The sequence below is a fragment of the Arthrobacter sp. B3I4 genome (assembly GCF_030816855.1).
GTDB lineage: Bacteria > Actinomycetota > Actinomycetes > Actinomycetales > Micrococcaceae > Arthrobacter.
Window position 1 is genome coordinate 851,135 of sequence record NZ_JAUSYK010000001.1, and the last position, 13,091, is coordinate 864,225.

General features: G+C 66.7%; 12 protein-coding genes. 5 read left to right on the forward strand and 7 right to left on the reverse strand.

The window, feature by feature from the left end; genetic code table 11:
• Positions 1 to 3: 3 nt before the first annotated feature.
• A complete protein-coding gene (mscL, locus tag QFZ61_RS04065) occupies positions 4 to 474 on the reverse strand; it encodes a large conductance mechanosensitive channel protein MscL (RefSeq protein ID WP_307033547.1) in 471 nt (156 codons plus the stop codon).
• A gap of 194 nt (positions 475 to 668) precedes the next feature.
• Here mscL and QFZ61_RS04070 point away from each other — a divergent pair, with 194 nt between their 5' ends.
• From QFZ61_RS04070 to QFZ61_RS04085, 4 genes are all read left to right on the forward strand, one after another.
• Positions 669 to 1,745 (forward strand): FUSC family protein, encoded by a 1,077-nt coding sequence (locus QFZ61_RS04070; RefSeq protein WP_307037994.1) that lies wholly within the window; start codon positions 669 to 671, stop codon positions 1,743 to 1,745.
• Positions 1,746 to 1,872: 127 nt separating this feature from the next.
• On the forward strand, positions 1,873 to 2,652 hold the full coding sequence (locus tag QFZ61_RS04075; RefSeq protein ID WP_307033549.1) for an IclR family transcriptional regulator: 780 nt from the start codon (positions 1,873 to 1,875) through the stop codon (positions 2,650 to 2,652).
• A gap of 104 nt (positions 2,653 to 2,756) precedes the next feature.
• On the forward strand, positions 2,757 to 3,947 hold the full coding sequence (locus QFZ61_RS04080; protein ID WP_307033550.1) for a 4-hydroxybenzoate 3-monooxygenase: 1,191 nt from the start codon (positions 2,757 to 2,759) through the stop codon (positions 3,945 to 3,947).
• Positions 3,948 to 4,063: 116 nt separating this feature from the next.
• Positions 4,064 to 4,456 carry a nuclear transport factor 2 family protein gene (locus tag QFZ61_RS04085; RefSeq protein ID WP_307033552.1) on the forward strand — a complete coding sequence of 131 codons (393 nt, stop codon included), beginning with the start codon at positions 4,064 to 4,066 and terminating at the stop codon, positions 4,454 to 4,456.
• A 38-nt stretch (positions 4,457 to 4,494) separates the two neighbouring features.
• Here the strand turns inward: QFZ61_RS04085 and QFZ61_RS04090 are convergent, their stop codons facing one another.
• The 3 genes from QFZ61_RS04090 to QFZ61_RS04100 all read right to left on the reverse strand — a co-directional run bounded on the left by QFZ61_RS04090 (position 4,495) and on the right by QFZ61_RS04100 (position 8,550).
• Positions 4,495 to 6,306, reverse strand: coding sequence for an iron ABC transporter permease (locus QFZ61_RS04090; protein WP_307033554.1), 1,812 nt, complete (start codon positions 6,304 to 6,306; stop codon positions 4,495 to 4,497).
• The gene (locus QFZ61_RS04095; RefSeq protein ID WP_307033556.1) at positions 6,303 to 7,367 is read right to left on the reverse strand and encodes an ABC transporter ATP-binding protein; all 1,065 of its coding nucleotides are present in this window, start codon (positions 7,365 to 7,367) and stop codon (positions 6,303 to 6,305) included. The genes QFZ61_RS04090 and QFZ61_RS04095 overlap by 4 nt, the downstream gene beginning before the upstream one ends.
• Positions 7,368 to 7,446: 79 nt before the next feature.
• Entirely contained in the window at positions 7,447 to 8,550 is a 1,104-nt protein-coding gene (locus QFZ61_RS04100; RefSeq protein ID WP_307033558.1) for an extracellular solute-binding protein, read from the reverse strand.
• 227 nt (positions 8,551 to 8,777) lie between these two features.
• On the opposite strand from QFZ61_RS04100, the gene QFZ61_RS04105 reads away from it, so the two are divergent.
• Positions 8,778 to 9,824, forward strand: a complete 1,047-nt coding sequence (locus QFZ61_RS04105; RefSeq protein WP_307033560.1) for an FAD-dependent monooxygenase — start codon at positions 8,778 to 8,780, stop codon at positions 9,822 to 9,824.
• Positions 9,825 to 9,839: 15 nt separating this feature from the next.
• On the opposite strand, the gene QFZ61_RS04110 is transcribed toward QFZ61_RS04105, so the two are convergent.
• The 3 genes from QFZ61_RS04110 to purB all read right to left on the reverse strand — a co-directional run bounded on the left by QFZ61_RS04110 (position 9,840) and on the right by purB (position 12,979).
• Positions 9,840 to 10,508, reverse strand: coding sequence for a histidine phosphatase family protein (locus QFZ61_RS04110; RefSeq protein ID WP_307033562.1), 669 nt, complete (start codon positions 10,506 to 10,508; stop codon positions 9,840 to 9,842).
• 53 nt (positions 10,509 to 10,561) lie between these two features.
• On the reverse strand, positions 10,562 to 11,431 hold the full coding sequence (locus tag QFZ61_RS04115; protein ID WP_307033564.1) for an endonuclease/exonuclease/phosphatase family protein: 870 nt from the start codon (positions 11,429 to 11,431) through the stop codon (positions 10,562 to 10,564).
• 90 nt (positions 11,432 to 11,521) lie between these two features.
• On the reverse strand, positions 11,522 to 12,979 hold the full coding sequence (purB, locus tag QFZ61_RS04120; RefSeq protein ID WP_307033566.1) for an adenylosuccinate lyase: 1,458 nt from the start codon (positions 12,977 to 12,979) through the stop codon (positions 11,522 to 11,524).
• Between the last annotated feature and the right edge of the window lie 112 nt (positions 12,980 to 13,091).

The window sequence follows — 13,091 nt, forward strand, 5'->3', positions numbered from 1 at the left end:
TTTTCAGTGGCGGGCTGCGGACCTGGTTGCTCCGGTGTCCGCTGCGTTGTCCGGCCGGGCGATGGTCCCGGTGTCCGCCAGCCCGGCCAGCAGGTCGCGGATTTCCGCCAGTAGCGCGGTGTCAGCCGGCAGGGGCTTCTCCTCCGGTTCCGCTGTGGCGAGCCGGTGCTTGACGATCCTGTTGATCCGGTTCATCGGCGCCACGAAAATGAAGTAGACCACGGCCGCGGTGATGAAGAATGTCACCAGTGCCGTGATGACGGCACCGATGTTGACGAAAGTCTTCTCGTTGCCAGGCCAGATGTGGAAGCCGAGGCCATCAGTCTCCACGCCCCCGGCGGCGGCGATGATCGGGTTGACGATGTTCGTGGTGAACGCCGTCACCAAGGCGGTGAAGGCCGTGCCCACGACGACGGCGATGGACAGTTCGATCACGTTGCCGCGCAGGATGAAGTCCTTGAATCCTTTGAGCATGGGGGTCCTCCGGAGGAATGCCGAGTGGGTGGTTCAACCGCTCGACGCTACCACCTTGCACGCCTCCGACCGCTTCCATTGACCGGAAGATGAAGCGGCTGGAGGCCGGATCCGGGCGTAGTCTTCAGGCGGATGCCAGTGCCGCCGTCATTCTCCCCGAATGCGAAGGAAGGCCCGTCCCACCTGTGAAGTCCATGAAGTTCCTGGCCGAGATGTTCACCATGGCACCGGCCAACAAAGACCACCACCCCGCGATCCGCTGCGCCGTCGGGGTCTTCGTCCCGCTGATCTCGCTCGTGCTGCTGGGCCGGCTTGACCTGGCCATCTTCGCCTCCTTTGGCGCCTTCACCGGCATCTACGGCCGGAACGAGCCGCACGGCCGGCGGTTCGTCCTCCAACTGCAGGCCGGCACGCTCATGCTGGGCATCATCTTGCTTGGGACCCTGACGGCCCGGGCCGGCACAGCTTGGGCCCTGGCACCCTCTGACCGCACCTGGCTGCAGGTCCTCGCCACGACACTCGTGGCCGGCGGTTGCTCCCTGATCGTGGCCTGGTGGCGGCTCCGCCCGGCCGGCTCGCTGTTCCATATCTTCGCCTTCGCGGCCATCGCCTCCATACCGAACCAGCCGTCGCTCTGGCAGGGAATGCTGGTGGCGGTCTTGACGGTCGCCTTTTCGCTGCTCGTCGGCCTGTCAGCGCGCGTGGCCCCCAGCCGCCGCCGGCCGTGGTCCTGGCCCCGGCGCGTACGGCTCACCGATGCTGAGCGCCGTGTCGCCTGGCTCGAAGCCGGCGGTTATCTGGTGGCGGCCGGGCTGGCGGGAACCCTTGCCACTGTGGCCGGCGAACTGCTTGGCTTCGGCCACAACTACTGGGCCATGGTGGCCGCCGTCGTGCCGCTCGTGGGGCACACCACCCGGCACCGCATCAGCCGCGGTGTTCAGCGCATCATCGGCACCGGCCTGGGCCTGGTGCTGCTCGCGGCAATCCTGCTGCTGGAACCGGCGCCGTGGCTGACCGTGCTGATCATAGCCGTCTGCCAGTTCGGCGCCGAGATGTTCATCGCCCGCCAGTATGTGCTGGCCCAGGTCTTCGTTACCCCGCTGGCACTGATCTCGACCCTGCTGGTCGCTCCGGTGCCCGCCGGGACCCTGCTGCGGGACCGTTTCCTCGAGACCCTCATCGGAGCTGCCGTCGGCGTCGCGGTCGTCCTCGCGCCGGCCGTCTGGCGCCGGCTGCGTTCCCGCCCAGCTTCCGCCCCGCAGCCCAGCTAGCCCGCAGCAGGCGCCGCTGTGAGCCCCCAACGACCTCGAATGCAGGCCAGCCGGGGCGGGGGAGCGGTGATGACCGTTCAATGGAAGACTGGTTATTGGACTGTCAACAGTGCGGGAAGCGGGAAGCATGGCCAACTCCAGATCGGGAGACTCCGTCGTGGACCGTGTGGTGCGCCTGCTGGAGGCCTTTCCGGAAGGCTCCGAAGCCTTGCAGCTCTCCGAGCTCGCGGACCGTGCCGGCCTGCCGCTGACTACCGCGCATCGGCTGGTCCGGCAGTTGGCCGGGCACGGACTCGTTGAACTGGGCGACGGCGGCTCGGTCCGGCCGGGGCTGCGGCTGTGGGAGCTGGTCAACCGGAATTCGCCCACCTTGGCCCTGCGGCAGGCGTCGATGCCTTTCATGGAGGACATCCAGCAGGTGCTGAACCAGAACGTCAACCTTGCCGTGCTGGACGGCTGGGACACCCTGTTCGTGGAGCGGTTGTCCCGCCGGGGCTCGGTAGCAAACCGTGCGAAGGTCGCCGGCCGGATGCCCGTTCATCTCTCCTCAGCGGGAATCGCTTTGATGGCGCACCAGCCGGCTGCGGTGCAGGCAGCCTACCTGCGCCAGTTCCGTGACCCCGCCGGCACGCTGCGGGCTGCCGACATCCGGGTGCTCCTGGCCTCAGCGGCCAGCCACGGGTATGCGGAGCTGGCCGGGGTAATCGACCCGGACACCTGGGGAATCGCCGTGCCGGTGCGGGATGCCGGGAAGCGGACTGTCGCGGCGCTCGGCGTCGTGGTCCCGTTGCACGAAGTCCGGCTCCAGGCCCTGGTTCCGGCGCTGCAAACCGCGGCGCGAGGCATCGGGCGCGGCCTCGGGAACACCCGTGCTGCCGCGCGATTCCGTTCAACGGAAGGCCTGTAACGCACGTCACTGGTTGGGGGGCACACTGATACCAGACACTCACCCGGTCCGGAACCAGTGCACAGCAGCGCGAGGACCCGGCCCCGCAATGAAGCGAGGACACCATGGCAGCGCGAAAAGTCATCACCACCCAAGTGGCCATTGTGGGCGGCGGCCCGGCCGGGCTGATGCTCTCGCACCTGCTGGCCAAGGAGGGCATCGACTCCACCGTTGTTGAACTGCGCAGCAGGCAGGAGATCTCGGAGACGGTGCGGGCCGGCATCCTCGAGCACGGCACCGTCAACCTCCTCGTGGACAGTGACGTCTCCGATCGGGTACTGCGCGACGGCGACCGCCACGACGGAATCGAACTGCGGTTCAACGGCGAAAGCCACCGGATCGACTTCCAGGACCTGGTGGGCGAATCGGTCTGGCTCTACCCGCAGACCGACGTCTTCATGGACCTCGCGGCACGGCGGGAGGCCGACGGCGGCGATGTCCGGTACGGCGTCACGGACACCAGCATCCACGACCTCGAAGGCTCGCCGCGGGTCTGGTTCACGGACGCCGACGGCACCGAGGTCGAACTGCAGGCCGACTTCATCGCCGGCGCGGACGGCTCCCGCAGCCACTGCCGCGCCCAGATCCCGGAGGCAGACCGGAAGTGGTATTTCCACGAATACCCCTTCGCCTGGTTCGGCATCCTGGCCGAGGCCCCGCGCAGCTCCGATGAGCTGATCTACGCGAACTCGGAGAACGGTTTCGCGCTGATCAGCCAACGGACCGAAACCGTGCAGCGGATGTATTTCCAGTGCGACCCCAACGAGGACGTCCGGAACTGGACCGATGAGCGGATCTGGGAGGCGTTCCGCAGCCGTGTGAACGGCAACGGCTTCGAACTCAAGGAAGGCCCGGTCATCGACAAGACAGTGCTCAAGTTCCGCAGTTTCGTGCACGCCCCGATGCGGCACGGCAAGTTGTTCCTGGCCGGCGACGCAGCCCACACCGTGCCGCCGACCGGCGCCAAGGGCCTGAATCTGGCGATCCAGGATGTACGGGTCCTTTTCGAAGGCCTCGACAGCTTTTACAAGACCGGATCAACCGTGCTCCTTGACCTGTACAGCGACCGAGCCCTGGACCGGGTCTGGAAGGCGCAGCATTTCTCCTACTGGATGACCTCCATGCTGCACACCCCGGTCGACGCCGGCGACTTCGCCCACGCCCGTCAGCTCGGTGAGCTGAATTCGGTGGTCTCCTCACGGCACGGCAGGGCTTACCTTGCCGAGGCGTACACGGGCTGGCCGGCTGGCCGCTAAAAGCGCGCCGGAGCGCCCGCAAGGTGCCCGGTTTTCCGTCGACACTGCCCGGGGGCAGGACTAGCCTTGAACCGTCCCAGCACAACCCGACAAGGACGACGGAGAGGTGTCCGATCATGGGAAACGCAGAGAATGTTGAGCTGGTCCGGCGTGGCTACGAAGCCTTCAACGCCGGAGATATTGCAACCCTCGGTGAGATGTTCGCGGAGGATGCCGTCTGGCACGTGGCCGGAAGCGGTGTGCTCTCGGGCACGAAACAAGGCCGCGAGGCCATTTTGGCCTACTTTGGCGAGCTCGGCGGGCGGACCCAGGGTCATTTCCAAGCCAAGGTCGAGGATATCGTCGGCGGGGGCGGCCACACCGTCGCGATCCACCGCACCCTCGCGGAAAGCAACGGCAAGGCCCTGGACCTGGGCACCGTAATCGCCTTCGTGGTCCGCGACGGAAAGATCGCCGAAGCCCGGGAGTACTACGAGGACACGGCAAAGTCAGACGACTTCTGGGTCTAGCCCGGTTCCGCAGCGGTCACCCAGCAACCCTGCGCCGGTCACGGGACGAGGGCTGCGTCACTTCGCGCCGTTTCAGCCAGGGCCGCCGTCGAGCTCTCCTTGTCCTGGCCCCTGGTCTTCGATGCTTTGCCGGGCTTCCGTCCGGACCTGCCGTAGACCAGGTACATCGTCAGACCGGTGATCACCATCAGCAGCACCGTGTAGACGAAGGTGTTGGACACCCCTTCCACGCCCTCCGCGCCGTCGGTGTTGGCCTTGATGATGAGGCCCAGAGGCTGGAACAGTGGGTGGGCCAGGAAGATGGCGGTGTCGTAGTCGTCCAGCATGCTGTTGAAGTTGAGTGCTGTGACGGCTGCCGCGGCTGGCAGCACGATCGGCAGCAGGATGCGCCGGAAGATGTACAGCGTTTTAGCGCCCATGATCCCGGCAGCCTCCTCGAGGGAGGAGTTGACCGCGGCAAAGGACGCCTTGAGCATCCGCAGCGTGAAGGGTATCTTCACCGTGACGAATGCGATCAGCAGGATGACCGTCGTCCCGGTCAGCACGGCACCGCCAACGAGCGGGTTGGGGTGGTCGTAACTGAGGATCAGGCCAAGGGCCAGCAGCGCCGCCGGCAGGATCCACGGGATGTGCAGCAGGTATTCGAAAACGGCGGTGGCCCAGTTCCGATACTTCTGCAGCTGGCGGGCCACGAACAGCAGGCCGCCGACGGCGATCACGGCGGCGAGGGCGCTGTAGGCGATGCTGATGAGGAAGGGCCGCAGCCCTGAGGGCTGGGTCAGCACCCGCACGTAGTTCTCCAGAGTCAGGCTGCCGGGGTGCAGTTGCCCGGTCTGGATCGCGGCGCCGTCGGCGAAGGAGTACAGCACGATCAGGACCACCGGCAGCGTGTAGACCGCGAACAGCAGGTACGCGAGGACATGCACGACGGCGTTGGCCGCAGGGCTGGTGATCTGCTGCTTCTGCAGGCCGGCGGAGACCTTGGATACAGAGAAGTACGTTCCGCCTTTTTCCAGCCGGGTCATGACCGCAAGCATCACCATGGTTGCCACGCCGAGGATGAGGGCGAGCAGGGCGGCGAGGTCCCGGGAGGTGGGGCTGTTGGTGAAGGTCAGGATCATCGGCGTGATGGTCTGGAAGTCACGGCCGCCGAGGACCTGCGGCGCGGATAGTGCCCCCAGACCAGTCAAGAAGGACAGCACCGTTACGGCGAAGAGGGTGGGCTTGAGCATCGGCAGCACGATCCGGCGCAGGATGGTCCAGGTGGAGGCGCCCATGTTCCGCGCGGCCTCGATGGTCTGGTAGTCGACGCCCTTCAGCGCATTGGTGACAAAGAGCATGTGGTTGGTGGTAGTGGCGAAGGTCATCACGGCCAGGACGGCGAAGAAGCCGGAGAACCAGCCGCGGTCCAGATCCGGGATCAGGGAGACCAGGAAGCTTGTGACAATCCCCTTCTCGCCGTAGATGAACTTGTAGCCGGCGGCGAGCACGATGCCGCCGTAGATGAACGTGGTGGCGTAACCGAGGAACAGGATCCGGGAACCGCGGATCTTGAAGTACTGGGTGACCAGCACAATGAAGATCCCCACTACATTGACCGTGATGGACAGCGCGACGGCCAGCAGGAAGCTGTTGGCGAGGGATTTCATGGCCCGCGAAGAGGAGAAGAGCTTCTCGGCGGCGCGGCCGGAGAACTGGCCGTCCGGGAAGAAGGTTTGAATCAGCACGTTGGCGTTCGGCCAGACCAGGAACGCGGCGATGAACCAGGTCAGAACGACGCCGGCGATCAGAACGGCAGGGGAACGCAGTATGCGCCGGGTGCTGGTGCCCGTGGCACCCGTCCGGCTCACGTCCGGTTCGCTTCCTGCAGCCTGTGCCGCAGTGAGACGCCGGTTTCCGGGTGGTACTGGAGCACGTGCGCGGGCTGGACGTACACGGTGGCAGCGCTTCCGGTTTCCGGATGGGCTCCGCCGTCCTCCCGCACCAGGAGGCGGATCTCGGAACCATGGCAGCGGACGATGTAGCGGCTGTGGAGGCCGTGGTAGGTGCGGGAAACGACGGTGCCTTCCACCGGAACGGCCGACCCGTCCGCCGCCGGGTCCAGCGACGCCTTCTCCACCCGGAGGTAGGAGTTGGCCACCGGGTCCAGGGTGTGCCGGGACTGCCGGTTCAGTTCGGCGACGAAGTCGGCACTGAGCCTTGAGCTGTCGCCGATGAAGTTGCAGACAAATTCGGTGGCCGACTCGTCATAGATGCTCTGCGGCGTCCCCACCTGCTCCACGACGCCCTTGTTGAAGACGGCCACCCGGTCACTCATCGCCAGCGCCTCGTCCTGGTCGTGGGTGACGTAGACCGTCGTGATGCCGAACTCGCTCTGCAGGTCCTTGAGCTGCTGCCGGAGCTGGTGCCGAAGCTTCGCATCCAGGTTCGACAGAGGCTCGTCGAGGAGCAGGATTTTGGGCTGCAGCACCAGCGCCCGGGCGACGGCGACGCGCTGCTGCTGGCCGCCGGAAAGCTCGGCGACGTTCTTGTGCAGCTGCTCCTCGGAGAGGTCCACGCGGCGCGCTATGTCACGGACCAGCCGGTCGCTGTCAGCGGCTTTCTCCTTGCGCACCCGCAACCCGAAGGCGATGTTTTCCCAGACGCTCATGCTGGGGAACAGGGCGTAGTTCTGGAACACCATGCCCACCTGCCGCTTGTCGCTGGGCAGCCGGGTGACCGCCTTGCCGTCGACATAGACCTCCCCGGCAGAGGGTTCGATGAATCCCGCCAGCGTCCGCAGGGCGGTCGTTTTTCCGCAACCCGAGGGTCCCAGCAGCGTGAAAAACTCACCCGGCTTCACGTCCAGGTTCAGCTCGGGGATGGCGGTGAAGTCACCGAAGGTGACCTCGATATTTTCGAAGCGGATCATGGAACCTGTCTTTTCTGGCGGGTCGGAAGACGCAGCGGCGGAAGCCGGGCCGGCAGCGCTGCCGGCCCGGCCGTCCCGGTTAGCTCATGTATTCAAGCTCGATCTTCTCGACCCACTTGCCCATGTTCGCCTGCACGAAGTTCCAGTCGATGTCCTGCTGCTTGAGCGTCTTGAAGAACTCAACGACCTCGGGTTTGGCCTGTGCCGCCGCGGCGGTGTTGACGGGCATCGCGTTGAACTGCTGGGCAAACTCGCCCTGCGTTTTGGCGCTGCCGAACCAGTTGATGAACTTCAGGGCCTCGTCTTTCTTCTTCGAGCCCTTGACCAAGGCCACCTGCTCAATGGCGAGCGGGACGCCTACGGAGGGCATCACGGTGTCGACCTTGACGTTGAAGGACTTTTCCCGGTCAGGAATGATCGAGGACGGCATCTGGCCCATGTCCGTGTCGCCGGACGCGATCCGTGCGAAAAGGTCGGTTTTGGCGACCGCGGGGGTGCCGTTCTTGAAATAGCCTTCAATCTGCTTCCAGCCCTCGTCAGAGATGCCGAGGTCGCCGCCGTCGTCCTTGTAGCGGGTCAGGATGCTGGCGAAGACCAGCTGGGCGGTGGCGGTGCCCAGGCCGGTGACGCGCTCGTAGCGGGTCTTGAACTTGTCCTGGTTCCACAGGTCGGTCCAGTCCTTCGGGGCCTGGTCTTTGCTGTACTTGTCCGAATTGTAGCCGAGCAGGATGGCCTGCTGGACGAGCGGCCAGTACGCCTTGGAGTCGGATTTGTCGCCCTTCGCGGGGTCGACTTCGCCGGACCAAGACGGCGTGAACGGTTCGATCGCGCCGGCGGCCTTGACCTGCTCGAAGTACATGTTGTTCAGGCCGAATGCCACGTCGGCGATCGGATTGTTTTTCTCGGCGATGAGCTTGTTGGTGGCGTCCGCGCCGCCGGCGCCCACAATTTCGATTTTGAAGCCGGCCTCCGCGGCTTTCTTCGTGAGCCAGTCGCCGCGGCCCTCGCCGTTGGAGTTCGTGTAGACGACAAGGGTCGCACCGGACGGCGGGCCGGACGGGGCCACCGCGGGCGGCCCGGCCGGGGCTGCGGAGGAGGAGCCGGGCGCTGCGGCACCGGTGCCGCAGCCGGCGAGAAGGCTGACGGCGACGGCGGCGGCAGCCAGGGTTTTCAACTTGCGCACGGGCGGTCTCATTTCTGATCGGGGCCAGGGGGCATGGTGGGGCCAGCCTATAGCCGGGAAAGGTGGATGGTGGCCATTATGCCTATCGATTCGATAAAGTTGTCGGCCGCGGGTGTCGAGCCTGCCCTGCGCGCCGGAACGGATCGCGCCTGCAGCGTTAACGCCGCATGAATACCGGTGGCTCATCCATGGGGGTGCCCAGACCCGGGCCGCCGTAGACTCTGGGCATGGAGGCTATATCGGTCGTCGGCGGCGGCATCGCGGGGCTGGCGCTGGCAGCACGCCTTGATCCCGGCCGCTTCCGGGTGACGGTCCACGAAGCGCGGGAAGAGCCGCCCCGGGTGGAGACGTCGCTGGCGATGTGGCCGGAGGCTCAACGTGCGCTCGAGAAGATCGGGATACTCTCGGCCGTCGCTGCGGCGGGCGCAGATTTTGGCAGGATGGCCCTCCGTGACGGCTCGGGCGCTGTGCTTCTCGAGGCCGGGGCGCCAGGAGTCATCGGCGTGTCACGGGCCGACCTGCTCCGGCTGTTGGATGTGGCCGTGCCAGGGTCTGTGGCGAGGGCGTACGGCACGGTGGCAACATTGCCTGCTTCAGGTCTTGTCGTGGGTGCGGACGGCGTGCACAGTGTGGTTCGCCGGAACGTCTGGGGCGCACGCGCCCGGGCCAGACTAAGTCCGTACCTTGCCCTGCGCGGCATTATCGAGGCGCCCGTGTCGCCGGACGGCGGCGGCGAGTACTGGGGACGCGGGCAGCTGTTCGGCATCCTCCCCGCGTCTGGTGGCCGGACCTACTGGTACGCGTCCTACCGGTCCGCCCTCGGGCCAAGCGGTGTCGACGTCGAAGAGGCGCTGGAACTGACCCGTGCGCATTTCCGTGGCCGGGTGGGCGACATAGACAGCATCCTGGCGGCGGTGACACCGGAGACCACGCTGGCACAGCGGATCTGGACGGTGCCTTATCCGGGCAGCTACCACCGGGGCGGGGCGGTGCTGGTGGGGGACGCGGCGCACGGCATGGCACCTAACCTGGGGCGCGGGGCCTGCGAGGCGCTGATCGACGCCGTCACCCTCGCGGATCTGCTCAACGCCGGTCCGGTCCCTGCCGCCCTGCAGGCATACAGCCGGCGCAGACTGCTCCGCAGCCAGGCGCTGCGCCTGGCCTCAAGCGCCATGGTACGGCTGGCCCTGGCCGAGCAGGCCCAGCCGTTACGGGACAGACTGCTCCGGCTGGCGGGGAAGGCACAGGGCGGCGCGCCGTCGAAGGCTGAGTGACTGCGTACGTCCAGGTTAGGCCGGGCGGCCGGTGGGATCCTCCGCCGTCGGGTCCGCCAGGGCGAGGCCGCCGACGGGACTGCCGTCCCAGTGGATCAGCCGCCAGCCGGCGTCGGGATCGCCTTCAAGCGCCACGATGCCGGTGTTGGCGAGCACGTGCCGCGCCGCGAACTCCGCTTCGACGTTGGCAGCCCGCAGGCCAGTCCAAACGCGGATCGCCGCACCGTGGCTGACGACGGCGACCGTGGCGTCATCCGCGCCGGGCGCTGCGGCGGCGATCTGGGCGATCGAGTCGTAATAGCGTTCAAAGAACTCGTGACCGCTGGGGCCGGCGGGCATCCGCCGGTCCAGCTCGCCCGCGGACCAGGCGAAGACAGTGCCCAGATAGTGCAGGTGGGATTCACGGTCGGTGAGCTTCTCCAGCGCGCCCGCTTCGATCTCGCGCAATCCTTCCATTACCTCGATGTCCAGCCCGCGGCTGCCGGCCAACGGCGTGGCTGTGAGCTGGGTGCGGACCAGCGTGGAGGCGTACAAGAGCTCGATCCGCTCGTTGGCCAGAGAGCGTGCCAGCGCGGCCGCCTGGCGCTCGCCGAGCGCGGTCAAGCCGGGACCGGGATGCGCGGTGTCCAGCTGGCCCAGCACGTTTCCCGGGGTTTGGCCGTGGCGGATCAAGAGAAGCCTCATGGCTAGAATTTTACCGGGCATCCGGGGTCGGCCGGCTGGCGGCGCCTACGACGTCAAGGGATCCTGACGGTGGCCTGAACCGGAGCGTGGTCGCTGGGGTACCGGTCCGCCAGGCGGAAGGTGTTGACCGCGGCTTCGGAGACCTGGATCTGCGGGGTCACGGCAATCCAGTCGATCCGGCGCTCGCCGATGACCGGATCCTTATAGTTGGGAAATGTCCCGTATTCGGGCGTAAGCCGTTGCTTGGCGGCCTCCCACGAATCCCGGAAGACTCCGCTTCCCACCAGAGCGGTGTACGCGCCGGAAGCGCCGGCGTCGGCGTTGAAGTCGCCCATCAGGACGGTGGGCAGCCCGGGCTCGAAGCGTGCCCTGTGGTCAATGATCGCCTCGGCGCTGCGCAGCTGCGCGTTTTCGGACTCGTGGTCGAAGTGGGTGTTGACCACCATCAGCTCCCGGCCGGTACAGCTGTCCTCGAACCGCCCCCAGGTGGCGATCCGGGTGACGTCATTGCCCCAGGTGGCGGACCCAACGACGTCGGGGGTGTCCGAAAGCCAGAACTGGTCCCACGTCCGCAACCGCAAGCGGTTCGAATCGTAGAAGATGCACGAATGCTCGCCCCGGCTGCCGCCCTCGCGGCCGTGGCCGATCATCCGGTAGTGCTCCGGAAGGGCCTCATCTATGACGGCCAGCTGGTGCGCCAGCCCTTCCTGGATCCCCAGGACGTCGGGGCGTTCCTCGGCCAGAACGGCCTGCAGCGCCGGGACGCGTTCGGGCCAGTAATCTGCCTGTCCAGGCAGCGTCGCCGAGACGTCACAGCGGATGTTGAAGCTCATCAGGCTCAACGGCTCTGCTGCCTCGCGCGCTGGGCCCGGTCGGGCGCCGGTCGGATTGGTCCGTGCCGTCGACTCTGTGTCGCTCCGCAAGGGGGTCTCCTCGTGTCGGTAACAGTCCCAGCTTCTACGATAGGTCTGGCCGGTTCTCGACGGGCACCTAAACGGCGGCCTGCCGCAAAGTTAATTTCCGGCGTCGGCGGCCAGGTGGTCGACCAACTTGTCCGCGATGCCCGTGTACTTGCCGGGAGTGAGGGCCAGCAGCCGGCCTTCGGCCTCAGGCGACAGGCCCAGACCCTGAACGAACTCCTGCATCCGGGCCGCATCGACGCGCTGGCCGCGGGTCAGGTCCTTGAGCCGCTCGTACGGGTTTTCCATGCCTTCGACGCCGGCGATCGCCTCGGCCCGCATGACCATCTGGATCGCCTCGCCGAGGACTTCCCAGTTGGTGTCCAAATCCCGGGCGAGCACGTCCTCCGCCACGTCGAGCCGCTCCAGGCCCTTCGCGACATTGGAGATGGCCAGCAGGGAGTGGCCGAACGCAACGCCGATGTTGCGCTGCGAAGAGGAGTCGGTGAGGTCCCGCTGCCAGCGGGAGGTGACCAGGGTGGATCCCAGTACATCCAGCAGTCCGGAGGAGATTTCCAGGTTGGCTTCTGCGTTCTCAAAGCGGATCGGGTTGACCTTGTGCGGCATGGTCGAGGAGCCGGTGGCGCCGGCTACGGGGACCTGCGCGAAGTAACCGATTGAGATGTAGCTCCAGATGTCCGTGCAGACGTTGTGCAGTATCCGGTTGAAGCGCGCGACGTCAGCGTACAGTTCGGCCTGCCAGTCGTGGCTTTCGATCTGGGTGGTCAGGGGATTCCAGGCAAGGCCGAGGCCCTCCACGAAGCTGCGCGCCACCTGCTCCCAGTCGGCGCCCGGAACGGAGGCGACGTGGGCAGCGTAGGTCCCGGTGGCGCCGTTGATCTTGCCGAGGTATTCGGTCCGGGCGATGCGGTCCAGCTGGCGGGTCAGCCGGTGGGCGATCACGGCCAGTTCCTTGCCCAGCGTGGTGGGGGTGGCGGGCTGGCCGTGCGTGCGGGACAGCATCGGGACCGCACGGTTGGCCCCGGCCATGGCGCTGATCTGGGCGACCAGCTGGCGGGCCGCCGGAAGCCAGACATCCTCCACCGCGCCCTTGACGCCGAGTGCGTAGGAGAGGTTGTTGATGTCTTCGGAGGTGCAGCCGAAGTGGACCATGGCCGTCAGATGCTCGATGCCGATCCCGGGCAGCCTGCGGCCGATGTAGTATTCCACGGCTTTGACGTCATGGACGGTGACGGCCTCGATCTCGGCCAGCTCCGAGACGGATGCGGCGTCGAACTCCGTCACGATGCTGCGCAGTTTCTCTTGCTGCTCTGCGCTCAGCGGCGCGGCTCCGGGCAGGACGTTGTTGCTGGTCAGGTGGATAAGCCATTCGACTTCGACGGCGACACGGTCACGGTTGAGGGCCGCCTCGGAGAGGTAGTCGACGAGCGGCGCCACGGCCGCCTGGTAGCGGCCGTCAAGCGGGCCGAGCGCGATCTGGGAGTCGGACGCGGCAAGGGCCAGGCGTCCGGACGGCGTGCGGGTCTCAGCTGTGGCGGCAGTTTCAGGCATGAGCCGATTCTTTCACGAAGTGCCCCGGGCCCTTAAGCGGGGTGTTGCGTATGACCTCCCGCACCGAGCCCCGCCCGCCACGGCGGCGGACCTTATCCACATGGCCGTCCCT